The sequence below is a fragment of the Pseudomonas zhanjiangensis genome (genome assembly GCF_041027545.1).
GTDB classification, from domain to species: Bacteria; Pseudomonadota; Gammaproteobacteria; order Pseudomonadales; family Pseudomonadaceae; genus Aquipseudomonas; species Aquipseudomonas zhanjiangensis.
The window spans coordinates 144427-168759 of sequence record NZ_JBFTEG010000010.1 but is presented as its reverse complement, the minus strand read 5'-3'; the positions used below and the strand labels follow the sequence as shown (position 1 = coordinate 168759).

Sequence of the window (24333 nt, the reverse complement as noted above, 5' to 3'; positions counted from 1 at the left end):
TCCAGGGCGGCGAGGGCCTGCTCGGCTTCCTCGAGCTGCTGGCGCAGGCGGGCCAGTTCGGCCTGCTGATCGTCATCCGGGGCTTCGAGTTTCTCCAGCTTGCGCACCTGGGCGCGGAGCATGGCGGCGTCGATCTTGGCCTTCTTCAGGGCGCCAGCATCGACCGGCTTGGGTGCGGATGCAGCCGGAGCCTCCAGGGCGGCGAGGGCCTGCTCGGCTTCCTCGAGCTGCTGGCGCAGGCGGGCCAGTTCGGCCTGCTGATCGTCATCCGGGGCTTCGAGTTTCTCCAGCTTGCGCACCTGGGCGCGGAGCATGGCGGCTTCGATCTTGGCTTTCTTCAGGGCCGTCTCATCCACCGCCGGCGCCGCGGTCGCCGGCGCGGCCGCCAGGGCGGCGTCCATGGCCTTGCGCGCAGCCTCGGCGGCGGCGCGCAGCTCGCTGACCTGGGCTTGCAGCTCGGGGGTGTCGTGGGCGGCCAGCTGCTTCTCGGCCTTCTTCAGGGCGACCTGGGCCATGCTGGCCTCGATCTTCAGGCGCTTCTGCTCGTCGCTGAGGGGGCTGGCCTTGGCGGCTGCGCCGGCGGCCACGGCGTCCTCTTCGAGCAGCCCGGCGCTGCTCTCGGCCTGGATCGCCTTGGCGCGGGCCGCGCGTTCGGCACGGGCCTGGCGCTCGGCTTCCTTCTGCTCTTCGGCCCGGCGCAGGCGCTCCTGGCGCAGTTCGAAGCGCTGCTTGGAGTGTTCGGCCTTGATCTGCTTCTGTTCCAGCTCGCGGATCTCGCCCTTGGCGGCGCGGTAGTACTGCACCAGGGGAATGTTCGACGGGCAGACATAGGCGCAGGCGCCGCATTCGATGCAGTCGAACAGGTTGTGCGCCCGAAGCTGCTCGTGCTCCTGGCCGAGGGCGAAGAAGTGCAGTTGCTGCGGCAGCAGGCTGGCCGGGCAGGCCTCGGCACACTCGCCGCAGCGGATGCAGGGCAGCGCCGGCGGCGGTGCTGGCAGTTCGCTGGCAGTCGTCGCCAGCAGGCAGTTGGTGGTCTTGATCAGGGGCACGTCGAGGTTGGGCAGGGTGAAGCCCATCATCGGTCCGCCCATGACCAGGCGATCGAGCTTGGCCGGATCGAGCCCGGCGAATTCGAGGAGCTCGCGCACCGGAGTACCGATCAATGCCTCGACGTTCATCGGTCGCGCCAGGGCCTCGCCAGTCAGGGTGGTGACCCGCGAGATCAGCGGCTTGCCGAGCACCACGGCCTCGAACACGGCCACGGCACTGCCGACGTTCTGGCAGAGAATGCCGATATCGGCCGGCAGGCCACCGCTGGGCACTTCCACGCCGGTGAGAATCTGGATCAGCTGTTTTTCGCCGCCGGACGGATACTTGGTCGGGAACACCCGCACGGCAAACGGTCGATCGCCCACGGCGGCCCTGACGGCGGCGATGGCCTCGGGCTTGTTGTCCTCGATACCGATCAGCACCTGCTCGGGCTGGATCAACTGGGCGAGGATCTCGATGCCGCCGATCAGCTGGTCGGCCTTCTCGCGCATCAGCAGGTCGTCGGCGGTGATGTACGGCTCGCACTCGGTGCCGTTGATGATCAGCGTATGGATCTTCTGGGTCGGCCGCGCGGTCAGCTTGACCGAGGTGGGAAAGCCGGCGCCGCCCAGCCCGCTGATGCCGGCCTGGCTGATCTTCTCCAGCAGCGCGGCTGGCTCGAGGGCGCGGAAGTCCGTGCAGGGCTCCAGGTCGCCCCACTGCTCCTCGCCATCGCTGTCGATGACGATGGCCGGAATCAGCATTCCGGATACGTGCGGGTAGGGCTGCGGGCCGATAAAGCTGACGATGCCGGAGGTCGGCGCATGCAGCGCGGCGCTGACGAAGCCGCTCGCCTCGGCGATCTTCTGGCCCTTGAACACCGCCTCGCCGACCACCACCAGGGGGGCGGCGGCCGCACCGATGTGCTGGTTGAGCGGCAACACCAGGCGCTTGGGCAGTGGCGCCGACTGAATCGGCGTGCGGTTGGACAGGTCCTTGCGCTGCGGCGGATGGATGCCGCCGTGGATGTCCCAGATCATGTCCTGCGCGCTCATGCCGCTTGCTCCCGGTCGCTGGCGATCAACTGCCCCGGAGGCAGGGGCAGGCTCCATTTCCAGCTTTGCAAAGTGCTGCCCACTTCGAGCATGTCGATGCAGTCCACCGGGCAGGGTTCGACACAGAGGTCGCAGCCGGTGCATTCGCTGGCGATCACCGTGTGCATCTGCTTGGCCGCGCCGACGATGGCGTCGACCGGGCAGGCCTGAATGCACTTGGTGCAGCCAATGCATTCGGCTTCGCGGATGTAGGCGACCATCTGCGGTTTCTCGCCTTCCACCGCGTCCAGCGGTTCGGCCTCGACGTCCAGCAGGTCGGCCAGCGCGGCGATGGTCGATTCGCCGCCCGGTGGGCACTTGTTGATCTTGTCGCCGCCGGCGATGGCCTCGGCGTAGGGCTTGCAGCCGGGGTAGCCGCACTGGCCACACTGGGTCTGCGGCAGCAGGGCGTTGATCTGCTCGGCGATCGGGTTGCCTTCGACGCGAAAGCGCACGGCGGCGAAACCGAGGATGGCGCCACACACCAGGCACAGGACGAGCAGGGCGAGTACCGCGCTGACAACCAGGCTCATAGCTTGATCAACCCGGAAAAGCCCATGAACGCCAGCGACATCAGGCCGGCGGTAACCATGCCGATGGCGGCCCCCTGGAAGGTCTTGGGCACGTCGGCAATGGCGATGCGTTCACGCATGGCGGCGAACAGCACCAGCACCAGGGAAAACCCGAGGCCGGCGGCGAAGCCGTTGGCGGTGGCGCTGAGGAAGGTGAACTCGGCCTTGTTGGCGTTGAGCAGGGCCACGCCCAGGACGATGCAGTTGGTGGTGATCAAAGGCAGGAAGATGCCCAGTACCCGGTAGAGCAGGGGGCTGGTCTTGTTCACCACCATCTCGGTGAACTGCACGGTCACCGCGATCACCAGGATGAAGCTGATGGTGCGCAGGAACTCCAGGTCCAGGGGCTTGAGCACGTACTGCTGGACCAGGTAGCTGCACATCGCCGCCAGGGTCAGGACGAAGGTGGTGGCCAGGGACAGGCCGATGGCCGTCTCGATCCTCTTCGATACACCCATGAACGGGCATAGGCCGAGGAACTGCACCAACACGAAGTTGTTGACCAGGATGGCACTTACCATGATCAGGGCGAGTTCGGTCATTGCGGGTACCGTTGTGGACAGGCAAAGGCCGTGGAAAAAAGGGCGCCTATTATCGTAAAGGGGGATAAGGCGTACAAGTCGGCTGTCGTCAGGACATTTTCCGCCGCGATCGCCGAATCCCTCAAACTCGATAACTTGGCGTGATACCGGGACTTATGCCCAGGTACTCAGCGGCAGGCTGCGACAGCTTGACGCTAGCAGCGGGGGTGGCCCGCTGCCAGTCGCACAGGCTTACTTGACCCGCTGGCCCGGCTTGGCGCCGCTGTCCGGGCTGAGCAGGTAGATCTCCTCGCCGCCGGGGCCGGCCGCCAGGACCATGCCCTCGGAGACACCGAACTTCATCTTGCGTGCGGCCAGGTTGGCCACGTACAGGGTCAGGCGGCCCTCCAGCTTGCTCGGGTCCGGGTAGGCGCTCTTGATCCCGCTGAACACATTGCGCTTGGCGTCGCCAATGTCCAGCGACAGGCGCAGCAGCTTGTCGGCGCCCTCGACGAGCTCGGCCTTCTCGATCAGGGCGATACGCAGGTCCACGGCGGCGAACGCGTCGAAGGCGATCTCCGCCGCCAGCGGTTCCTTGCTCAGCTCGCCGTTGCCTTGGGGGGCACTGTCGGTCTGGCTGGCGGCCAGGTCTTCCTTGGACGCTTCGATCATGGCGTCGATTTTCGCCGGCTCGATACGGGTCAGCAGGGCGCTGAACGGATTCAGTTGGTGATTGGCCAGCAGTTGCTGGTGATCGTTCCAGGTCAGCGGGACGACATTGAGGAAGGCCTCGGCGTCGGCGGCCAGCTTGGGCAGTACCGGCTTGAGGAAAATCACCAGCTGGCGGAACAGGTTGATGCCCAGGGCGCAGATGGCTTGCACCTCGTCCTGCTTGCCTTCCTGCTTGTTCAGCGCCCAGGGCGCCTTGTCGGCGATCCAGGCGTTGGCGCGATCGGCCAGGGCCATGATCTCGCGCATGGCGCGGGCGAAGTCGCGGGCCTCATAGGCCTCGGCGATGGAGGGGGCGGCGGCCTGGAAGGCATCGGTCAGCTCGGGGGCGGCGTTGCCGGCCACCAGCAGGCCGTCGTTGCCCTTGTGGATGAAGCCGGCGCAACGGCTGGCGATATTCACCACCTTGCCGACCAGGTCGGAGTTGACCTTCTGCACGAAGTCCTCGAGGTTGAGGTCCAGATCGTCGACGCCGCGGCCGAGCTTGGCCGCGTAGTAGTAGCGCAGGTACTCGGGGTTGAGGTGGTCGAGGTAGGTGCGTGCCTTGATGAAGGTGCCGCGCGACTTGGACATCTTCTGGCCGTTGACGGTCAGGTAGCCGTGCACGTTGACCCCGTTCGGCTTGCGCAGGCCAGCGCCTTCGAGCATGGCCGGCCAGAACAGGGCGTGGAAGTTGACGATGTCCTTGCCGATGAAGTGGTACAGCTCGGCCGTCGAGTCCTTGCCCCAGAAAGCATCGAAATCCAGTTCCGGGCGGCGCGCGCAGAGGTTCTTGAAGCTGGCCATGTAGCCGATCGGCGCGTCGAGCCAGACGTAGAAGTACTTGCCCGGCTCGCCGGGGATCTCGAAGCCGAAATACGGGGCGTCGCGCGAGATGTCCCATTCCTGCAGGCCGGCATCCAGCCATTCGGCGATCTTGTTGGCCACCGCCTCCTGCAGGGCGCCGCTGCGGGTCCAGCTTTTCAGCATGGCGTCGAAGTCGGGCAGCTTGAAGAAGAAGTGCTCGGAATCGCGCAGTTCCGGCACGGCGCCGGAGATGGCCGAGCGCGGGTTCTTCAGTTCGGTGGGCTCGTAGGTGGCGCCGCATTTCTCGCAGTTGTCGCCGTACTGGTCCTCGGCCGCGCATTTCGGGCAGGTGCCCTTGATGAAGCGGTCGGCGAGGAACATGCCTTTTTCCGGGTCGAAGTACTGGGTCACCGAGCGGGTGGCGATATGGCCGGCCTCGCGCAGTTTGAGGTAGATGGCCGAGGCGAGCTCGCGGTTCTCGTCGCTGTGGGTCGAGTGGTAGTTGTCGAAGTCGACCAGGAAGTCGGCGAAGTCGGCGGTGTGCTCGGCCTGGACGTTGGCGATCAGCTGCTCCGGGGTGATGCCTTCCTTCTCGGCGCGCAACATGATGGCCGAGCCGTGGGCGTCGTCGGCGCATACATACAGGCACTGGTTGCCGCGCAGCTTCTGGAAGCGCACCCACATGTCGGTCTGGATGTACTCGAGCATATGGCCGAGGTGAATCGAGCCGTTGGCATAGGGCAGGGCGCTGGTAACGAGAATCTTGCGGGCTTCGGTCATGGTGATCGGCTGCACAGGGAAAACAAAGGAAGTCGGCAACTATATAGGCGCAGGACATTTTTTTCACCCGCGCTCTGCAACCGCGTGCCTGGCTGCGTGCCGTTGCGTCAGCGTCGGCGGCGGCCACAGGCATGCACCAGCAGTTGCTCTCGGGTAGGATGGCCGTCTGTTTTACTCAGTCTTTTGGAGTTGCCACCATGAGTGTCGTCACCCGCGAAGCGGTCGAAGCCTGTCTGCGCCACTACACCGACCCGCACCTGGATCAGGACCCGGTCAGTGCCGGTTGCGTGCGTGAGATCGATATTCAGGGCGGGCGGGTAGCGGTGCGCTTGCAGCTAGGCTATGCCGCGGGCCTGTTCAAGAACGGCTGGGCGCAGCTGTTGCAGATGGCGCTGGAAGGCCTGGAGGGCGTCGACAAGGCCCAGGTGCAAGTCGACTGCGTGGTGGAGGCCCATCGGGCGCAGGCGCAGGTGCCGGCGCTGGCCAACGTCAAGAACGTGATCGCGGTGGCTTCGGGCAAGGGCGGCGTGGGCAAGTCGACCACCGCGGCCAACCTGGCCCTGGCTCTGGCGCGCGAAGGGGCCAAGGTGGGCATTCTCGATGCGGATATCTATGGGCCAAGCCAGGGCATCATGTTCGGCATCGCCGAAGGTACCCGCCCGCAGGTCAAGGAGCAGAAGTGGTTCGTGCCACTGGAGGCTCATGGGGTCGAGGTGATGTCCATGGCCTTTCTAACCGATGAGAACACGCCGATGGTCTGGCGCGGGCCCATGGTCTCCGGCGCGCTGATCCAGCTGATCACCCAGACCGCCTGGAGCGACCTGGATTACCTGGTGGTGGACATGCCGCCGGGCACCGGCGATATCCAGTTGACCCTGGCGCAGAAGGTGCCGGTCGTGGGGGCGGTGATAGTGACCACTCCACAGGACCTGGCGTTGCTGGACGCCAAGAAGGGCGTGGAGATGTTCCGCAAGGTGAATATTCCGGTGCTCGGCGTGGTGGAAAACATGGCCGTGCACATCTGCTCCAATTGCGGTCATACCGAGCACCTGTTCGGCGAAGGCGGCGGCGAGAAGCTGGCGGCGCAGTTCGACGTCGAGCTGTTGGCCTCGCTGCCGTTGTCGATGGCCATCCGCATGCAGTCCGATGGTGGCAAGCCGACCACCATCGCCGATCCGGAGAGCCAGATCGCGATGATCTATCAGGAGGTTGCGCGCAAGGTAGGGGCGCGTATCGCGCGCGGCGAGTCGCAGGCGCCGGCCATGCCGAACATCCAGGTCAGCGACGACTGAGTGACTGGAGGCCGCGCCCGGGCGGCGCGGCCTCCAGCGAAACGAGCGCCCACAAAAAAAGCCCTGCACAGGGCAGGGCTTTTTCGAGTCAGTGCAGGTTAGATAACCTGAACTTCCTCAGCTTGCATGCCTTTCTGACCACGGGTGGCCACGAAGGAAACCTGCTGGCCTTCTTTCAGGCTCTTGAAGCCGTCGCTCTGGATGGCTTTGAAGTGTACGAACAGGTCGTCACCGGATTGCGGGGTGATGAAGCCGTAGCCTTTTTCATCGTTGAACCACTTAACGGTGCCAGTCTGACGATTGGACATGTGATATCTCCTAACAAAATTGATAGCAGCCCTGGAAAAGCCCAGGCCGGGACTGAGTGCAACGAGTACTAGGAGTCGGACGATGTTTGGATCGAAATCTAGGCATCAAGTAGCGATTCGCGGTGACACATGCAGCACAGTGGGGTCACCATACCCGCTTTTAACGCTGAGCGCGAATGCTCTGTGCGTCTTTCTTGTATTTAGTGCTGCAGAGCTGGTCGGTTGGAGCGACTAAGGGGCTTTGAACCCAGTGCGCCGCCCCGGTAAGATGCGCTCACTTTTTCACCATCAGTCATTCAGGACGCCCCGCCATGAGCATCAAATCGGATAAATGGATTCGCCGCATGGCCCAGGAACACGGCATGATCGAGCCCTTCGTCGAGCGTCAGGTGCGCACCGAAGGTTGCGAGCGGCTGATCTCCTACGGGGTGTCGAGCTACGGCTACGACGTGCGTTGCGCCGACGAGTTCAAGGTGTTCACCAATATCAACTCGGCCACCGTCGACCCGAAGAACTTCGACGAAAAGAGCTTCGTCGATGTGAAGAGCGATGTGTGCATCATTCCGCCGAACTCCTTCGCCTTGGCTCGCACCGTCGAGTTCTTTCGCATTCCGCGCGATGTGCTGACCATCTGCCTGGGCAAGAGCACCTACGCGCGCTGCGGGATCATCGTCAACGTCACCCCGCTGGAGCCTGAGTGGGAGGGTCACGTGACCCTGGAGTTCTCCAACACCACCACTCTGCCGGCGAAGATCTATGCCAACGAAGGGGTGGCGCAGATGCTGTTCCTGCAGTCCGATGAGGCCTGTGAGGTGTCCTACAAGGATCGTGGCGGCAAGTACCAGGGCCAGTTGGGGGTGACTCTGCCGAAGGCCTGAGGCCGGTGGACGCGAAAGAAGCCGGGCATGTCCCGGCTTTTTTACGTCCGCGCATCGGCCATGGGGGGGGGGGCGGGGGCTTTTTCGGCACGCCGGCCGGGACTTTTCTAGACTCAACGTAGACGCCTGGCGAGCGTGGCCGGCTAGGCGCTGCCTGGGGGGCAATCTTGTCGATGTTCGCGCCTCAGGTGTCGACATGAGCGAATGGCTCAGGCGGCGCCGAGCAGGGTGGTGCGAATGAGGGGTCAATCAAGACAACCAGAGTGGGAAGGACTACGCATGGCCAAGTGGATGATCACCTATAGCAAAGACGAGGGCACCGGGGTTCTGGAAGTGGAGGCGCCGAGCCAGCCGACCATGGAGGAGGCAGTGAAGCTGCTGCTGAAAATGGCCGAGGAGACCTACGAACGCGAAGAGCCCAAGGATGCGCCCTACGAGGAGCAGACGCCGGCGGTGCGCCTGCTGGAGCGCTATGGCATTGCCGTGACCAGCATCTGCGAGGAGTGAGGTTCAGGCCGCGCGTGCGGCAGGCTCGTTGCGGGCGAGGCTCGCGGACAAAAGAAAGGGCGCCGAGGCGCCCTGAAAGTCGATGATCTGTGGAGTAAGTCCGTTCATTCAGAGTCGTCGGGTGAGCAATAGGTTCAGCGCTACCCGACGAACGGTCGTTATGGTTCGGGCAAGAGCAGCAGGTGCTGGGTGCCATAGGCCTGCTCCAGGTTCTTGGCCTGGAACGGAAAGCTCAGGTAGCGGCCCTTGAGCCAGGCCTCGATGCCGTCGGCATAGTGGTCGCTGGCCGGATTGCCGGACTGGCCGGAGCTGTTCAGGCCGATCAAGGGTTCTTCGCGACCGAAGTCGACGATGATGCGCATTGCCGGCACCAGCCAGGTGTCGAAGTTCTGTCCCCAGGGATACGCCGAAACGTTCAGGGTGCTGTGGTCGCCGCCGGCCGGATAGGGACCGCGGTCCAGGTAGTCGTGCAGCGAGTTGATCGCGGCGCGCTGGCTGGCGCTCATGTAGGGCGCCAGGCGGGTGGTTTCGCTGGTCCAGCTATAGCTGTGCAGTCGTCCCCACTGCCAGGCACTGCGATCGCTGCCCAGGCGGGTCTCGAGCAGGCTTACGGCACCAGCCAGGCTGCGGGCGAGGATCGCCGGCTTGTCCTCTGTCTGCGGGGTGCCGAGGTCGTCCCAGAATGGACTGTCCTCGCGCCCCAGCAGGTGGTCGGCCTGGGCTGAATAGGAGAGCTTGGCGGCGTCCACCAGGGCTTGCCAGGCAGGGCTGGTGTCGGGGCCGAGTTCGTCGAGGAAGGTCTGGCGCGCGCTCTCGTGCAGGAAGGCGCCGTACAGCGCCGCATCCGCGGAGGCAGCGGCGAGTCGGCCGTCGAAGGCCAGCAGCCGGTCCAGGGCTTCGCGGGCACGGGCGCGCTGCGGCGGCGCGAGGGCCTCGATGGCCTGCTTCAGCGGTTCGGCCATGCCTGGTGCGCTGAGCATGACTTGCAGCTTGGCGACGAAGGGCGAGCGCTGGTCGTATTGCATGGCGATCATGCTCTGGGTGTCGTGCTTGCCGCTGCCCGCCAGCTCGGCAATGCGCTCGGCGCGTTCGGGGTAGTACCAGGAGTTGGACAGCTGCATTCCGTAGCCGCGCGGCACGCTGCGCTGGTTGGCGGTGCCCAGCCAGCCCTGGGGCGGATCCTGGTCGTAGGGGTGGAGCATCGGATCGGCGAAGCCGTCCCAGTCGTACTGGCCATCCCAGCCGGGCGAGGGCAGCAGGCCAAGGCCGTCGCGGCGGTTGGGAAAGCGCCCGGTAACCTGCCAGCCGATGTGCTGGGCATCGGCGAAGAGAATGTTCAGGGGCGTGGCGCGGATTTCTCGGGCGGCGTCGAAGGCCTGCTCGACCGTCTGGGCGCGAGACAGGTCGAAGAACGCGTCCAGGGTCTTGTCCGCCTCGAACTGGGTGGTCTTGAGCGCCAGGCCATAGCCGCTGCTCAGTTGCAGGGGTTGGAGCGGGTGTTTGCGCTCGCCCAGCACCGAGTTCAGCAGCGGCCCGTGGCGGGTGGCGAAAATGCGTTCGCGGACCGGTCGCTGGCCCTTGATAAAGAAGGTTTCATGCCGCTCCTGCGCCGCCAGCCATTGACCGTCGGCAAGGTAGTAGAGGCGATCGCCTTGGCGCCTGATCTTCTCCAGGAACAGGTCCTGGTTGTCGCCCATGACCATGGTCATGCCCCAGCCCAGCTTGCCGTTGAAGCCGGCGACCACCGCCGGCACGCCGGCGATGGAAACACCTGCGGCCTGGTATTTTGGCGAGCGGATCTGCACGAAGTTCCACATCGAGGGTATCGACAGCGGCAGGTGGGTGTCGTTGGCCAGCAGGCTCTTGCCGCTGCGACTGTGCGGTGGGGCTATGGCCCAGTTGTTCGAGGCGGCAACGCCGAGCATCTGGGCGTCGGCCACTTGGCCGGCCGCCCGGCCCACGGCCGCCAGGCCGGGGATCTGTCCCTTGAGTTGCAAGCCGTTGAGCTTGGCCGCTTCGTCGAAGGGCAGCGGCTCGTCCGGGTAGGTCGGTAGCAGCCAGGCAAGCTTGTCGCTGCCGACCTGTTGGGTCAGCGTCAGGGCGGCGATTTCTTCCTGCAGGTTGACGGCCAGGCCGAAATTCATCAGGCAGAACACCAGAACCGAATCCTCTGGCTTCCAGTAGGGCGGGCGATAGCCAGACTCGGCCAGGTCCATCGGAAGCTTGTCGCGATAGCGGAACAGGTAGGCGTTTACGCCGCGGGCATAGACCTCGAAGAATCTGCGCAGGCGCGGTGAAGCGTCGCGGTAGAGAGTCTCGGCACTTTGCCTGAGGTTGACCGCGCGCATGAAGCGGTCCAGGTCGAGTACGCCTGGGCCGACCATCTCGGCCAGCCGGCCGTCGGCCATCAGGCGCATGCCGACCATCTGGCTGAGGCGGTCACTGGCGTGCACGTAGCCGAGGGTGAACAGCGCATCATGGAAGGTCGAGGTCTCGATCAGCGGCATGCCCAAGGCGTTGCGCCTTACCGTCGCACTCTGGGCCAAACCCTTGAGGCGAACGGTCCCCTGGTCCGGGGCGACGCTGGCGCTGTAACGGCTATCGAGCAACGACTGGCAGCCGCTCAGGACCGCGGCGCTCAGGGCCACACCCAGGCACAGCCGGGCCAGGGGGCGATACACGGGCGAAGACATGCGGCAGCTCCTTGCGCGGCGCAGGTAATGGGGGCGTGGAAGCAGTACTGCTCAAGAGCCTAGCAAGCCGGGCGTCCGCTCACGTCGACGCGGTGTCGGCCCAGGGTATATTGGCGGCTAAAGGTAGAGAGCGGCAAGGCGCCTGGCAAGAGGCTCAGGCGCGTTTGCGCGCCGGCGCCAAGGCTTCTTCGAGCAGCCAGCGAGCAGCGCTGCGTGCGGCGGCCTTGTGCTGCAACTCCAGCTCATTGAAGTGCCTTTCGTGTTGGCGCCGCACGCTCTTGTCCAGGGCCTTCCAGTCGCCGTGAGTAGGCACCTGGGCGGTGGCCTCGAAGAGCAGGTGGAACACCTGGCAGCGGCTGTCCTGGCTCAGGCTGCTGTCGTAGTTGTCGAGCAGTACCTTGATTCTGATGGCGCCCTCGATCAGTGGCAGCTGGCCGTCGAGCAGGCTGCTGGCGAGGATCTGCAGGTCGCCGCCCAGGCGCTCATGGCGTTCCTGCTCGACCTGCGCCTGGTCGCGCTGCTGCGCCCAGACACGCCGCCACAGGTGCAGGGCGTAGCCGGCGAGGGCCAGGATCAACAGCCCCCCAGCCAGGAGGGCCGCCAGGGTCAGTCCGGTCATTGCGGGGTCAGGCGCCGTGGCATTTCTTGAACTTCTTCTGGCTGCCGCATGGGCAGGGGTCGTTGCGGCCGACATCCTTCAGGGCATTGCGCACCGGTTCCTGATGTTCGTGGTTGCAGTGCGGGCCATGCACGTGTCCGTGGTCATGGTCATGGTCATGGTCATGGTCATGGTTGCAGTCGGGGCCGTGGACGTGCTGTTGGTTCATGGAGGCTTACTCAGGGATTAAATCGCCGGGGATTATCTCGCCATTGCGCGACATGTGCACGCTGCGCCCGAAGAACATGCCGGTTTTCACCACTCCGATCAGGCGGTAGCGAATCGGCTCTTCCGGTTCCTCGAGGGCCTTGACGATCTGGCGCATGTGGCGCCAGAGGTTGGTGCGCACCGGTACCTCGAACTCGTGGCGGCCATGGGCCGGTACGCTGAAGCTGCTGTCGGAGGTGCCGTCGGCCAGTTTCACGTCGTTGAGATAGACCGTGTAGTCGAGGCCGCGAATGGGCAGGCTGATGCTATTGGGGTTGTCGATGCGAAAGCGTAGGACGAAGCGCTGCTCGAGGAGCTTGGCTCTGACCACGTCGACGTTGACTAGGCGTACATCCGGGTCTTTGAGGTCGCCCGCCATCCAGGAAGAGCAACCGGCAAGGCCTGAAAGCAGACCGAAAAACATCAATAGGCTAAGAATTCTTATCGTTTGCGCCTGATAAAACATTTCATACTCCGAAGGACGCCACAGTGTAGCAAGCAGCGAGCCGGCTGCAACGTGTTGTGGCTGGAAAAAAACCTGCGCCATACTGCAGGTTGTTTAGAACAGGAGTGTGACCATGGATCGCTATGAGATTGCCTTTGCCGGCCAGTTGGCGCCAGGCGCCCAGTTGGAGGCGGTGAAGGCCAATCTGGCCAGGTTGTTCCAGGCCGACGCCGAGCGAGTCGCCTTGTTGCTGTCGGGCCGGCGTATCGTGATCAAGAGCAATCTGGATGCCGCTGGCGCGGAAAAATACCGCTCCACCCTGCTGCGCGCCGGCGCCGTGGTCGAGGTGCGGGCGATGCCGTGCGATGTCGAGGAGATCGAGTTGGCTACCCCGCCCGGCGCAGATGTGGGCCGGGATGCACCGACCGCTGCGGCCGAGGAAGCGGTCCGCGGGCGTCTCGAGGTCGTGCCGCGAGACGAATACATGGCGGCGTTCAGTGAGGTGCAGGCGCCGGATTTTGGTATCGCCCCGCTCGGCAACGACCTGCAGGACGACAAGCCGGAGCCGGCGGCACCGGCGTTGGATCTGTCGCAGTTCAGCCTGGCGCCTGCTGGCAGCGATATGGGGCAGGCCAAGGCCGCGCCGGCCGCGCCACCACCGGACGTATCGCACCTGAAACTGCAGGAGTGACGGCAATCGGGGCCCGCGTGAAGCGGGCCTCGCTGTATCCACGACTTCGCGATTCAGGTGCCGGCTGCCGTTTGCTCGCTGGCTGCGCACTTGGCCTGGGCCTGAGCCGGTGTCAGGTCGCGAATCGAGGTATAGAACAGCTGGCAGGTCTGCTGCTGGTCGGCCACCTGCCATTTTTGCGTGCAGCTGTGCAGGGTGGTGGCGGCGTCTGCCCCCGGATCGCGGCCCATGCTGGCCTGCCAGCAGGCCGCCGAGATGTCCTGGCCCATGACCTTGATCCCGGCCTGGTCGGCTTTGCTCTGGTCGCCGTCATGGTTCTCGGGATCGGCCGCATACCAGATATAGCTGGGGTGGTTGCTGCCCAGTACCGCCACGGTGCGCCCGGGGGCAGGCGTTATCTGGTCGAGGCCGAGCACCTTGAGATTGACCCCATACTGTTGATTCACCCAGTCGCGTACCGGGCTACCGAAGGCGACCATTGGCAGTGACGGGGCCGTGCTCTGCTTGTTGGCGGTCAGCTGCGCCACCATGCTGGTCTGATAGGCCTGGAAATAGCTGTAGGTATCTTCCAGCGAGCCGCCGGCGCTGGCCGGGGCGGCAATCGGGGCAATGTCGATAATGGTCTGGTAGGCCGGCGTCTGCTCTGGCGGTACGCCGTTTTGTGTGAGCAGCTCGGCCCAGCGGTCGGTGGTCTTGGACTCCAGGTAGTCCTGCGCCTGGGTCAGCGAATAGTCCGGCGGGAAGTGCAACAGTTCGACGCTGCGACGGTTTTCCAGGGCCATGCCCAGTGGCAGGAAGAAATACCAGTTGTACTGCCATTTGCCCTCGGCGTTGAGCTTGCTCGCGCCCTGATAGGCCAGGTCGCCGGACGCCAGCAGTTGCTCGAGTGGCTGGCCGTAGCCGTCTGGCACTCCGCTGATGGTGGCGTGGAGCTGACCGTCCTTGCTGCTGACGCTGACCTGGGCATTGCTGTAGCCGTCGCGCTGTACGCTTTGCTTCAGATAATGCTCGACTGTCTGTTCCAGGCTCCAGTCGCGGTAGCAGATGGCGCTGCAGTTGTTGGGGTAGGCAAACAACTGGCTGACCCGGGCCCTGCTGCCTAGGGCAAGCTGGGCGTCCGCCTGGGCGTGGGCCGCGAAGGTCAGCAGGCTCAGGGTGCCGCCAAGCCAAATTCCATGTCGCATGTGTCGCTCCTTGTGGTTCGCTTGTCATGGCGCGCCGGCCGGTACTCCGATCGAGCCCGAGTCGGGCGTTGCTAGAAATAGGTCGCGCAGCATCTCTTGAGCTTCTGCCCACTGCCGCAGGGGCAGGGATCGTTGCGGCCGGGATTCAAGCTAACGGTTGGGTCGATGAAGTACCAGTGGTTGTCGCGCTGGACGAACGCGGAGCGTTCACGATGGTGGTGTTCACCATCGTTGTCGCGCCAGTGCGCGGTAAAGGTCACCCGTGCATGCGGCGGCTGGCCGTCCAGCTCTTCGCTGCTTTCGACCTGCAGGCCCAGCCACTGGCTCTGCGTGCTCCAGCGCTTGATGGCCTCGCGGTCCAGGCCCGCTTGTTGGGCCGGCAGGGTGGTCGCCAGCAAGTAGTCGATCAGTCCCAAGGCATAGGCGCTGTAGCGTGAGCGCATCAAGGCCTGGGCGTCGGGCGCCGCGGTGCCGGCATGGTAGCGGCCGCAGCAGTCAGGCAGTTTTTCGCCGCTGCCGCAGGGGCAGTCGAGAGTGGCTGGGTTCATGCGTCTACCACCAGTATTTGCCGAAATTTTCTGGATTGGCCCAGAACTTGGCATTCAGCCAGTCCGGTACCTGCTTGTAGTCGAGCAGGTCATAGGTGAACAGGCTGAGGGTCTGCTGGTCGCGCTGAAAACGTTCGCTGGCCTGCAGGGCCAGGGCGAAGAAGTCGGTGTCCTGCCATTCGCATGCCTGCAGGTCGACCAGCACCGCCAGGCGGCTGGCATTCAGGTTGCGAATACCGCCCAGCAACTCCAGGCCGACGCGTTTGGGCAGGTGTTCGAGGCAATCGACCAGCAGGGCCAGGTCGAAGCGCTGGGTCGCCAGTTCCGGCGGCAGGCTGCCGGCAGGTGCATGGGCTACCTGGCAGTTGCCATGCGCTGCCTGGAAAGCGCGAAGCGCCGGCAGATCGCTGGCGCCGATGACCAGCAGGCGCTGCGGCGCATAGCGCTCCAGCAAGGCTGCCAGGGCTTGTTGTGGGGTGCGGGAAGGGGCGCGCTCAGACATCGAAATTCCTCGATCGGAGTTGAAAGACTAACGCGCCGTCGTCTGCCGGCCTAGAGCGAATGGGCGGAGGCAGAGTATTCGCATCAATCTGGCGGAATATAGAACTGCCGTCTTTAATCCATATGTGTCGGTTCTGGGCCGATTATCTACAGGAGACTTGTTTATGAGCATCATGAGGACTGCAGTACCCCTGATCCTGGCGAGCGGCTTGCTGACTGGTTGTGCAGGCTTGCAGAAGAGTGACTGGCCGACCTGTGCGGCCGTCGGCGGTGTCGGTGGGGCTGCGCTGGGGGCCATCGAGAGCTCGACCTGGGCAGCTGGCGGTGCGGCAGTCGGTGCCGGCATGGCGGCAGCCTACTGCTGGGTGCATGGCGCCGAGGCGCAGGAAATGGCGATGGTCGAGGAAGTGATGATGGAAGAACCCGTCATGGCCGAGCCTGCCGAACCCGTGCGCGTCGAACTGGACGTCAAATTCGATTTCGACAAGGCCAAGGTCAAGGAAGAGAGCTATGGCGACATCAAGAACCTGGCGGACTTCATGAAGCAGTATCCGCAAACCAACGCGGTGCTCGAGGGGCATACCGACTCCATCGGAACCGATGCCTACAACCAGGGCTTGTCCGAGCGCCGGGCCAACGCCGTGCGCGACGTTCTGGTCAATCAATACGGTGTCGGCGGCGATCGGGTCAATGCGGTCGGTTATGGTGAGTCGCGACCGGTTGCCGACAACGCCACGCCTGCTGGTCGTGCGATCAATCGCCGAGTGGAAGCAGAAGTCGAGGCACAGCCCTAGCGCCAGGTGCTGGGCTCGCATCATGGGGGCAACGTGCCACGATGCGGGCCTGGATTGAAGAGTTCAATTGCCGGCGTTTTACCCAAAGGCTGCCGGCAGTTGCTCGGTGACACAGGAGATTCACCATGAGGTCTAACCTGTTCAGGGTTGGTGCACCCCTTCTCTTGGTCAGCAGTGTTCTTTCCGGTTGCGTGTCGACTTCCAGTACGGGAAGTGCGCCGCTCAACCAGGGGAACTGGCCCCTGTGCACAGCGATTGGTGGCCTGGCCGGCGGCGGCCTGGGCGCCATCGAGAGTTCAAGTTGGGCGGCGGGGGGGGCGGTAGCCGGAGCGGTCATCGGCACCCTGATCTGCTATGCCCAGGATGGCGACGAAGACGGCGATGGGGTTTTCGATCGGCGCGATCGCTGCCCCGGAACCCCGGCCAATACACCTGTCCATCACAACGGCTGCCCGCTCAAGGAGTACCCGAGCAGCGAGCCGATGATGGAGCCCGAGCCCGAGATGGCCGTCGAGCCGGTGCGTGTCGAGTTGGATGTGAAGTTCGATTTCGACAAGGCGGTGGTCAAGGAAGATAGCCAGGATGACATCAAGAGTCTGGCCGATTTCATGAAGCAGTACCCGCAGACCACCACTACGGTCGAGGGGCATACCGACTGGATCGGCACCGATGCCTATAACCAGCGGTTGTCCGAGCGCCGCGCCAATGCCGTGCGCGACGTGCTGGTCAATCAGCATGGCATCGAGTCCAGCAGGATTTCGTCGGTGGGGTACGGTGAGTCCAGACCGGTGGCGGACAACACCACCGATGCCGGCCGTGCGATCAATCGGCGGGTCGAGGCGGAGGTCGAAGCACGGCCCTGATCGGATCCCTGTCGATTCGAGCACCAATCAACCCTGAAGGCGGCGACGGGAGTAGGTTCCCGTCGCCGTTTTTGCTTGTCGGCTGGTTGCTCTTGCGTAAAACCGCTAAGGTGCGGCGCAACCATAGGTGTTGGAGGATTGCATGAATAGACTCTTGGTCGCGGGCAAGCTACTGGCCGCGGTATTCTGGGGCGTGATCCTGGTCAACCTGGTCGAGCCGTTGGCGCAACCCTTCGCGGCACTGCTGAATCTGGCCTGTGGCATTGTGCTGTTGATTCACTGCGTCGAGTTGTGGCTGTTCGCCGATCGAATCGGCGATTGTCGGCAGCCCGGGCTGGCACGCGCTCAGGTTCTGCTCTTCGGTGTGTTCTACGCGCTGACGCTGCCTCGGGCACCCGCTGCTCAGGCGCTACCCGAGGGTGAGTCGTTGGCAGCCGAGGGGGCCTACGGCGCGCAGGCGCAGTCCGCGCCGCTGATCGATTGAAAGGCGCTCGCCTGGGCAGCGGCCGGCAGGCGAGCATCCGGTGAGGCATAGCCGCGCCGCTTGGCGATTCAGAACCCGGGGCGGCTGCCTGCAACGCTCACCAGCAGCAGGCCGAGGAGCAGGTTGATGCCCACCCAGCGGCGAATCTGCCCGAGCACGGCGCCGCCACCAGGCCAATCTTCGCTGCTGACAGCGCGGCGCAGTTCCGGCAGCAAGAGCACCTGCACCCGCAGAAACAGAGCCAGCATGGCGATATACAGGCCCATCATCACGTGCACGTAGCGTGGCGCACTGTCGAAGCCGGCGAAGTGCAAATGGAGCAGGCCCACGCCGGTGATAGGCAATATCAGCACCGCTCCCCACACCCACTGGAAGAAACGGCGCAAGACCTCGAGCCACAGCTGCAGTCGAGCCGGGGCCTCGAGAGTGCTAACGGCCGCGGGACGAAGAACCATCCAGGCGAAGAACATGCCGCCGACCCAGACGAGGGCGGCGAGCAGGTGCAGGGCGTAGGTCATGGCATAGGGGGTCATGCGAGTACTCCAGTCAGGCAAGCGGTTCTGCGCGGTATCGTTTAGCGCGTTATGATAGCGGCCGATTACAAACACTGAAAATTTATCCAGCCTTTTTGCGCCCAGATCATCATGCTCAGTCCAGAACTCAAGTCCCAGATCCAGGGTGCCTATTCCCGCTTTCTCGAAGCCAAGGCGCTCAAGCCGCGTTATGGCCAGCGCCTGATGATCGCCGAAGTCGCCAAGGTCCTGGGGGCGATAAAGGCCGACGGCGAAGGCCGGCGCGAGGGTGAGCCGGCGGTGGTGGCGGTGGAGGCCGGAACCGGCACCGGCAAGACCGTGGCCTACAGCCTGGCGGCGATACCCACGGCCAAGGCCGCCGGCAAGCGCCTGGTGATCGCCACGGCAACCGTGGCCTTGCAGGAACAGATTGTGCACAAGGACCTGCCCGATCTGATGCGCAACAGCGGCCTGAGTTTCAGCTTCGCCTTGGCCAAGGGGCGCGGTCGTTACCTGTGCCTGTCCAAGCTCGACTTGTTGCTGCAGGAGGGTCAGGCGCAAAGCGCGACGGCCCAGTTGTTCGAGGAAGAAGGTTTTAGGATCGACGTCGACGAGCAGAGCCAGAAGCTGTTCGGCAGCATGATCGAGAAGCTTGCCGGCAATAAATGGGACGGCGATCGCGACAGCTGGCCCCAGGAACTGGCCGACGCCGACTGGGCGCGCCTGACCACCGACCACAGTCAATGCACCGGCCGTCATTGCCCGAACTTCCAGCAGTGCAGCTTCTACAAGGCGCGCGAAGGCATGGGCAAGGTCGATGTGATAGTCACCAACCATGACATGGTCCTGGCCGATCTGGCGCTGGGTGGGGGCGCGGTGCTGCCGGACCCCCGCGAGACCCTCTATGTGTTCGACGAAGGCCATCACCTGCCGGACAAGGCAATCGGCCACTTCGCCCATTTCACCCGGCTGCGCTCGACCGCCGACTGGCTCGAGCAGACGGCCAAGAACCTGAGCAAACTGTTGGCTCAGCACCCGCTGCCCGGTGACCTGGGGCGCTTGATCGAGCAGGTGCCGGAGCTGGCGCGAGAGCTCAAGACCCAGCAGCAGTTCATGTTCAGCGCCTGCGAACAGGTCGCCGAATTCAGGCCCGGCGAGGACATGGAGGGCCGTGAGCGGCCCCGTCATCGTTTCGTCGGTGGTCTGGTGCCCGAGCACCTGCGCGAGCTGGGCCTGGAACTGAAGAAGGGCTTCAGCAAACTGACCGATCTGTTCACCGGGATCGCCGAACAGCTCAAGGAAGCAATGGACGGCGAAGCCGCCATCGGCATCGCCAGCCATCAGGCCGAGGAGTGGTACCCACTGTTCGGCAGCCTGCTGGCGCGTGCCCGGGGCAACTGGGAGTTGTGGCTGGCCTTCACCGCCGAAGACCCCGAGGACAGCCCGCCGATGGCGCGCTGGCTGACCCTGGCCGAGAGCGGTGCATTGTTCGATATAGAGGTCAATGCCAGTCCGATCCTGGCGGCCGAGACCCTGCGCCGCAACCTGTGGAACGTGGCCTACGGCGCCCTGGTGACGTCGGCCACGCTCACTGCGCTGGGCACCTTCGATCGCTATCGGATGCGTGCCGGTCTGCCAAAAGTGGCGGTGACCGCGGTGGTGCCCAGTCCGTTCCACCACGCCGATGCCGGCGTATTGCGGGTGCCCAACCTGAATGCCGATCCACGCGAAGCGGCGAACCATACGGCGGCCATCATCCGCGAGCTGCCCGGGCTGGTGGCCGGTTCGCGCGGCACCCTGGTGCTGTTTTCCTCGCGCAAGCAGATGCAGGAGGTGTTCGATGGCCTCGAGCGCGACTGGCGCAAGCGGGTGTTCATCCAGGGTAACCTGTCCAAGCAGGAGACCCTGAACAAGCACAAGGCACGGGTCGATGGCGGAGAGGAGAGCGTGCTGTTCGGCCTGGCCAGCTTTGCCGAGGGGGTCGATCTGCCGGGGGCCTACTGCGAGCATGTGGTGATCGCCAAGATTCCCTTCGCCGTGCCGGATGACCCGGTCGAGGCCGCTCTGGCCGAATGGATCGAGGCCCGCGGCGGCAACCCCTTCATGGAGATTTCCGTGCCCGATGCTTCGTTGCGTCTGGTGCAAGCCTGCGGCCGCCTGCTGCGTACCGAAGAGGATCGTGGAACCATCACCCTGCTCGACCGGCGCGTGGTGACCCAGCGCTATGGCAAGGCGATTCTCAATGCCTTGCCGCCGTTCCGTCGGGAGATCGGCTAGATCTGCTGGCGTGCGACCGGTACCGGCGCCTGTCCGGTTCCCAACTCGACCGCGGGCTGGAACAATGCCGGCCAGCCAACCCATTGCCAGACCTAGGAGCCAGCAGTGCAGATTCAAGGCTATTTCGACCTTCAGTTCGAGGCTGTCAAGGAGGCCTTCGCCGCCTTGTTCGAGGATCCGCAGGAGCGCGGTGCGGCGCTCTGTGTGCAGGTGGCGGGCGAAACCGTGGTGGATATCTGGGCCGGGATGGCGGACAAGGACGGTCTCCAGCCCTGGCATAGCGACACCATTGCCAACCTGTTTTCCTGCACCAAGCCGTTCGCCGCGGTTGCCGCCCTGCAGTTGGTCGGCGAAGGCAAGCTCGAGCTCGACGTTCCGGTGGTTCGCTACTGGCCCGAATTCGCCATTGCCGGCAAGCACAGGATCACCCTGCGCCAGCTGCTCAGCCATCAGGCGGGCCTGCCGGCTCTGCGCGATATGCTGCCGGCCGAAGCCTTGTATGACTGGCCGGCGATGACGGCGGCACTGGCCGCCGAAACGCCCTGGTGGCCGCTCGGCGAGGGGCATGGCTATGCGCCTATCACCTATGGCTGGCTGATCGGTGAGCTGCTGCGGCGTGTCGAGGGGCGCGGCCCGGGAGAGGTCATAGTGGCGCGCGCCGCCAAGCCCCTGGCGTTGGATTTTCACATCGGCCTGGATGATGGTGAGTTCGAGCGAGTGGCGAACATCTCCCGCGGCAAGGGCAATCTGGGGGATGCGGCCGCGCAGCGCCTGCTCAAGGTGATGATGAGCGAGCCGACGGCGATGAGCACGCGCTCGTTCACCAATCCTCCGTCGATCATGACCAGCACCAACAAGCCGGAGTGGCGGCGTATGCAGCAGCCGGCGGCCAATGGCCACGGCAATGCCCGCAGCCTGGCCGGTTTCTACAGCGGCCTGCTCGACGGTCGCCTGTTGGAGAGCGAGTTGCTCGATGAGATGACTCGGGAGCACAGCATCGGCCTTGACAAGACCCTGCTGACCTCCACGCGCTTCGGCCTGGGCTGCATGCTCGACCAGCCGCAGCTGGCCAATGCGACCTATGGCCTGGGTCCGCGTGCCTTTGGCCACCCGGGGGCGGGCGGCTCCAGCGGCTTCGCCGATCCCGAACGCGACCTGGCATTCGGCTTCGTCACCAACAATCTAGGACCGTTCGTCTTAATGGACCCCCGTGCGCAGAAACTTGCGCGAGTGTTGGCGGATTGTTTGTAAAGGTGAAGCTACAATTTCCCCGTAGCCTGGCTGTTTAGTTCGCTTAACAGTGGCCGAATGCCAGTTTCTTCCGACCGATTTCGTGTGGATATCCGATGTTTGCTGACAAGACTCTCGCACTGGCCTTCTGTCTGCTGATTGCCGGCTGCGCTGGCGCTGAAAGAGACACCAAGCCGATGCCGCTGGCCAAGGTCAAAGCCCAACCGCAGATTTCGGCGGCCTGGCTGGACGACTACGAGCCGCGGCTGCGTGAGGCGATCAAGGACAGCCTGTTCGAGCTGGAGCGCCGCGACGATGTACTGGTGGTCACGGCGCCGGTGCAGGGCAGTTTCAACCCGGACCGTCCGCACATGCTGCTACCGGTGACCCTCGGCCCGATCAGTCGCGTCGCCAAGGTCGTGGAGGGCGACAAGTCCCTGGCGGTGCTGGTGCTCGGCCATGCCGACAGCAGCGGTGTCCTGGAGCTCAATCGCGAACTGAGCGACAAGCGTGCGCGTGCCTTTACCGCGATCTTTCGCTTGAGCGGGCTCAAGCAGGACCGCCTGATGGTCCAAGGCATGGGGGCCAACATGCCGCGGGCAAGCAATGACAGCGCCCAGGGGCGGGCGCGCAATCGTCGTGTGGAAATCATCCTGACCCCGCAGCCGACCCTGCGTGCGCTGCTGGCCAAATTCAGCCAGCCCGTCCCCGCCGAGCAGGTTGTGGCCAAGCGCGTAGTTGTCGCAGATCAAGCCAAATAGGCGAGGCCCGGTTAAGCTAGGCGGTCTCCGTTCCAGAGGGAATCGCCATGCTCCACACCCTGGCTGATATGCGCCGCGACTATATTCGGGATGGCTTGAGCGAAGCGAACGCGCCGCTCGAGCCCTTTCCCCTGTTTCAGCAGTGGTTCGCCGATGCAGTGAAGACCGAAATGCCTCCGGTCGAACCCAATGTGATGACCCTGGCCACCGTCGACGCCGAGGGTCGCCCGCATGCTCGCGTGCTGTTGCTCAAGGGGCTGGATGAGCGCGGCTTCACCTTCTTCAGCAACTACGACAGCGCCAAGGGGCGTGAATTGATGGACAGGCCCTATGCGGCCATGACCTTCTTCTGGCCGAGCCTGGAGCGCCAGGTGCGCATCGAGGGTCGGGTCGAGCGGGTCAGCGCTGCCGAATCGGACGCCTACTTTCAGGTTCGCCCGCTGGGTAGCCGCCTGGGCGCCTGGGCTTCGCCGCAGAGCCAGGTCATCAAGGATCGCGCCGAGCTGGAGGACTTGTTGGCCAGTATCGAGCAACGCTTTCTCGACCAGGCTCCGCATTGTCCGCCGCACTGGGGGGGCTACCGGCTGCTGGCCGAGCGGATCGAATTCTGGCAGGGTCGCGCCAGCCGTCTGCATGATCGGCTGAATTACCGTCTGCAGGATGGTCAGTGGTGCCGTGAGCGCCTGGCGCCCTGAGGGGCATCGAGCGGCGGCTTCGGTCGCCTTGGTTGCTCGTCGGGCGCATGGTGCCCAGCGTCACCGGCCTGCGCGAGAGCTCTTCGGTCGGGCCGGGTTGGCGGCAATAGCGTTAGGCGCTCGGCTCAGGGCGCCCGGTAGTCGGCGGCGGCGCGCTCCAGCCAGCGCTGCAGCTCCGCGCGCTTGACCTTGCGGGCCCGGGCTTCGGCGAGGCATTTGAGCATATAGTCCTTTTTCCCGACGTCGCTTCCTGCCAGCGACAATGCCAGGTCGCGGTCGGCCCAGCGCTTGATGCGCACATACAGCCACCAGTGGAAATACAACCCGGCGATGGTCAGGCTGGCGATGATGAAGTAGTCCAAGGGTAAATCCTCCTCCTGCGCAGACTAACCGATAGCCCGCCTGCGATGAACAGGACGGGTTGTCGCGCGAAGTTTTCCCGGGCTCTGGATGACACCAGCAGCTGTTGCGCGGTCTAATAATCGGCATTAGCAGACGGAGGTAGTTCTGATGCACAAGCCAGTTTTGTTGGTTGCCGCTGTTACGGCGTTGGCGCTGGTCCTGGGTGGTTGCGCGTCCAGCCTGACCGGCGATACTTACTCGCGCGCCGAGGCGCGTAGCGTGCAGACCGTGCGTATGGGCACCATTGAGGCGCTGCGGCCGGTGAAGATCGAAGGCACCAAGACCCCGATCGGCGCCGGTGCGGGTGCGGTGGTGGGTGGTGTGGCCGGCAGTGGTGTCGGCGGCGGTCGCGGTAGTACCGTGGCGGCGGTGATCGGTGCGGTCGCGGGCGGCCTGCTGGGTGCGGCCGCCGAAGAGGGCTTGACCCGCACCCAGGGTGTGGAAATCACCGTGCGCGAGGATGACGGCATTTTGCGCGCCTACGTTCAGGAGGTCGAAGCCAACCAGATCTTTCGCGTGGGCGAGCGTGTGCGCATCATGTCGGTCAACGGCACCAGTCGCGTGACCCACTAGCAGCTACCGGTTTGTGGCCGGGTCGGCGTCAGCCGATCCGGCTTTTTCTTGCGTGCGAATCGATACGCCGCAGCGTCGGGCACCTTGCAGGCGCGCCAGCTAGAGTCAATGAGAGCGCCTGGCTGGAGGTTTTGGTAATAATTCTATTCATGACCTAGCGCCGATAGATATGGATAATCGGCAAGTTATGCTGTGCCGGCAATGGTTTAGCCGGCACATTGGCGAACGGTGGGGCCCGGTGAGGCAAGCAACGGGTAGTCCGTTACAGGCATTCGGTCACCGTTTCACGTTTGCATGGCGATTTGGACGCTATCCGTCG

At 64.4% G+C, this 24333-nt stretch carries 25 protein-coding genes and 1 pseudogene; 12 read left to right on the top strand and 14 right to left on the bottom strand.

All coding sequences use genetic code 11. The annotated features are described in order from the left end of the window. The 4 genes from rsxC to metG form a co-directional block, all read right to left on the bottom strand. Positions 1-2084, bottom strand: a 2084-nt coding sequence (gene rsxC / locus AB5S05_RS14000) for an electron transport complex subunit RsxC (protein ID WP_369288137.1), incomplete at its 3' end; no start/stop codon positions are given. Beyond that, positions 2081-2656, bottom strand: coding sequence for an electron transport complex subunit RsxB (rsxB, locus tag AB5S05_RS13995; RefSeq protein WP_369288136.1), 576 nt, complete (start codon positions 2654-2656; stop codon positions 2081-2083). The genes rsxB and rsxC, both read right to left, overlap by 4 nt. Beyond that, on the bottom strand, positions 2653-3237 hold the full coding sequence (gene rsxA, locus AB5S05_RS13990) for an electron transport complex subunit RsxA (RefSeq protein WP_369288135.1): 585 nt from the start codon (positions 3235-3237) through the stop codon (positions 2653-2655). The genes rsxB and rsxA overlap by 4 nt, the downstream gene beginning before the upstream one ends. Positions 3238-3468: 231 nt before the next feature. Then, the gene (metG, locus tag AB5S05_RS13985) at positions 3469-5511 is read right to left on the bottom strand and encodes a methionine--tRNA ligase (RefSeq protein ID WP_369288134.1); all 2043 of its coding nucleotides are present in this window, start codon (positions 5509-5511) and stop codon (positions 3469-3471) included. Positions 5512-5708: 197 nt separating this feature from the next. Here metG and apbC point away from each other — a divergent pair, with 197 nt between their 5' ends. Further along, positions 5709-6803 carry an iron-sulfur cluster carrier protein ApbC gene (apbC, locus tag AB5S05_RS13980; protein WP_369288133.1) on the top strand — a complete coding sequence of 365 codons (1095 nt, stop codon included), beginning with the start codon at positions 5709-5711 and terminating at the stop codon, positions 6801-6803. 98 nt (positions 6804-6901) lie between these two features. Here the strand turns inward: apbC and AB5S05_RS13975 are convergent, their stop codons facing one another. Next, complete coding sequence (locus AB5S05_RS13975) at positions 6902-7111, bottom strand: cold-shock protein (protein WP_003245585.1); 210 nt, start codon at positions 7109-7111, stop codon at positions 6902-6904. A gap of 311 nt (positions 7112-7422) precedes the next feature. Here AB5S05_RS13975 and dcd point away from each other — a divergent pair, with 311 nt between their 5' ends. Both dcd and AB5S05_RS13965 read left to right on the top strand, forming a co-directional pair. After that, a complete protein-coding gene (gene dcd, locus AB5S05_RS13970) occupies positions 7423-7989 on the top strand; it encodes a dCTP deaminase (protein ID WP_369288132.1) in 567 nt (188 codons plus the stop codon). Positions 7990-8268: 279 nt separating this feature from the next. Continuing rightward, the gene (locus tag AB5S05_RS13965; protein WP_369288131.1) at positions 8269-8496 is read left to right on the top strand and encodes a hypothetical protein; all 228 of its coding nucleotides are present in this window, start codon (positions 8269-8271) and stop codon (positions 8494-8496) included. Positions 8497-8654: 158 nt separating this feature from the next. Here AB5S05_RS13965 and AB5S05_RS13960 read toward each other — a convergent pair whose 3' ends face one another. From AB5S05_RS13960 to AB5S05_RS13945, 4 genes are all read right to left on the bottom strand, one after another. Further along, positions 8655-11189 carry a penicillin acylase family protein gene (locus tag AB5S05_RS13960; RefSeq protein WP_369288130.1) on the bottom strand — a complete coding sequence of 845 codons (2535 nt, stop codon included), beginning with the start codon at positions 11187-11189 and terminating at the stop codon, positions 8655-8657. A gap of 154 nt (positions 11190-11343) precedes the next feature. Further along, positions 11344-11808, bottom strand: a complete 465-nt coding sequence (locus tag AB5S05_RS13955; protein WP_369288129.1) for a DUF2489 domain-containing protein — start codon at positions 11806-11808, stop codon at positions 11344-11346. Between the two features lie 7 nt (positions 11809-11815). After that, the gene (locus AB5S05_RS13950) at positions 11816-12016 is read right to left on the bottom strand and encodes an SEC-C metal-binding domain-containing protein (protein WP_369288128.1); all 201 of its coding nucleotides are present in this window, start codon (positions 12014-12016) and stop codon (positions 11816-11818) included. A gap of 6 nt (positions 12017-12022) precedes the next feature. Next, entirely contained in the window at positions 12023-12520 is a 498-nt protein-coding gene (locus AB5S05_RS13945; RefSeq protein WP_369288154.1) for an LEA/WHy family protein, read from the bottom strand. A 112-nt stretch (positions 12521-12632) separates the two neighbouring features. On the opposite strand from AB5S05_RS13945, the gene AB5S05_RS13940 reads away from it, so the two are divergent. Then, positions 12633-13190, top strand: a complete 558-nt coding sequence (locus tag AB5S05_RS13940) for a hypothetical protein (protein WP_369288127.1) — start codon at positions 12633-12635, stop codon at positions 13188-13190. A gap of 53 nt (positions 13191-13243) precedes the next feature. On the opposite strand, the gene AB5S05_RS13935 is transcribed toward AB5S05_RS13940, so the two are convergent. The 3 genes from AB5S05_RS13935 to AB5S05_RS13925 all read right to left on the bottom strand — a co-directional run bounded on the left by AB5S05_RS13935 (position 13244) and on the right by AB5S05_RS13925 (position 15424). Beyond that, positions 13244-14374, bottom strand: a complete 1131-nt coding sequence (locus AB5S05_RS13935; RefSeq protein WP_369288126.1) for a hypothetical protein — start codon at positions 14372-14374, stop codon at positions 13244-13246. Positions 14375-14445: 71 nt separating this feature from the next. Beyond that, positions 14446-14922, bottom strand: coding sequence for a YchJ family protein (locus tag AB5S05_RS13930; RefSeq protein WP_369288125.1), 477 nt, complete (start codon positions 14920-14922; stop codon positions 14446-14448). A 4-nt stretch (positions 14923-14926) separates the two neighbouring features. Further along, a complete protein-coding gene (locus AB5S05_RS13925) occupies positions 14927-15424 on the bottom strand; it encodes a DUF6231 family protein (RefSeq protein ID WP_369288124.1) in 498 nt (165 codons plus the stop codon). Positions 15425-15863: 439 nt separating this feature from the next. Between AB5S05_RS13925 and AB5S05_RS13920 the strand changes: the two are divergent. From AB5S05_RS13920 to AB5S05_RS13910, 3 genes and pseudogenes are all read left to right on the top strand, one after another. Continuing rightward, positions 15864-16217, top strand: a pseudogene (locus AB5S05_RS13920) (OmpA family protein); the annotation flags it as partial. A gap of 125 nt (positions 16218-16342) precedes the next feature. Next, positions 16343-17080 (top strand): PA1041 family peptidoglycan-binding anchor lipoprotein, encoded by a 738-nt coding sequence (locus AB5S05_RS13915; protein WP_369288123.1) that lies wholly within the window; start codon positions 16343-16345, stop codon positions 17078-17080. 142 nt (positions 17081-17222) lie between these two features. Further along, positions 17223-17564, top strand: a complete 342-nt coding sequence (locus AB5S05_RS13910; RefSeq protein ID WP_369288122.1) for a DUF1145 domain-containing protein — start codon at positions 17223-17225, stop codon at positions 17562-17564. A 68-nt stretch (positions 17565-17632) separates the two neighbouring features. On the opposite strand, the gene AB5S05_RS13905 is transcribed toward AB5S05_RS13910, so the two are convergent. Next, positions 17633-18097 carry a CopD family protein gene (locus tag AB5S05_RS13905; protein WP_369288121.1) on the bottom strand — a complete coding sequence of 155 codons (465 nt, stop codon included), beginning with the start codon at positions 18095-18097 and terminating at the stop codon, positions 17633-17635. A 111-nt stretch (positions 18098-18208) separates the two neighbouring features. Between AB5S05_RS13905 and dinG the strand changes: the two genes are divergently transcribed. The 4 genes from dinG to pdxH all read left to right on the top strand — a co-directional run bounded on the left by dinG (position 18209) and on the right by pdxH (position 23039). Continuing rightward, positions 18209-20353, top strand: a complete 2145-nt coding sequence (gene dinG / locus AB5S05_RS13900) for an ATP-dependent DNA helicase DinG (RefSeq protein WP_369288120.1) — start codon at positions 18209-18211, stop codon at positions 20351-20353. Positions 20354-20458: 105 nt separating this feature from the next. Beyond that, positions 20459-21604 (top strand): serine hydrolase domain-containing protein, encoded by a 1146-nt coding sequence (locus AB5S05_RS13895; RefSeq protein ID WP_369288119.1) that lies wholly within the window; start codon positions 20459-20461, stop codon positions 21602-21604. Positions 21605-21699: 95 nt separating this feature from the next. After that, entirely contained in the window at positions 21700-22344 is a 645-nt protein-coding gene (locus AB5S05_RS13890) for an OmpA family protein (protein ID WP_369288118.1), read from the top strand. Between the two features lie 47 nt (positions 22345-22391). Then, a complete protein-coding gene (gene pdxH, locus AB5S05_RS13885) occupies positions 22392-23039 on the top strand; it encodes a pyridoxamine 5'-phosphate oxidase (RefSeq protein ID WP_369288117.1) in 648 nt (215 codons plus the stop codon). A 125-nt stretch (positions 23040-23164) separates the two neighbouring features. On the opposite strand, the gene AB5S05_RS13880 is transcribed toward pdxH, so the two are convergent. Next, complete coding sequence (locus AB5S05_RS13880; protein WP_369288116.1) at positions 23165-23401, bottom strand: hypothetical protein; 237 nt, start codon at positions 23399-23401, stop codon at positions 23165-23167. 148 nt (positions 23402-23549) lie between these two features. Between AB5S05_RS13880 and AB5S05_RS13875 the strand changes: the two genes are divergently transcribed. Further along, positions 23550-24014 carry an outer membrane lipoprotein gene (locus AB5S05_RS13875; RefSeq protein WP_369288115.1) on the top strand — a complete coding sequence of 155 codons (465 nt, stop codon included), beginning with the start codon at positions 23550-23552 and terminating at the stop codon, positions 24012-24014. The last annotated feature ends 319 nt before the right edge of the window (positions 24015-24333 follow it).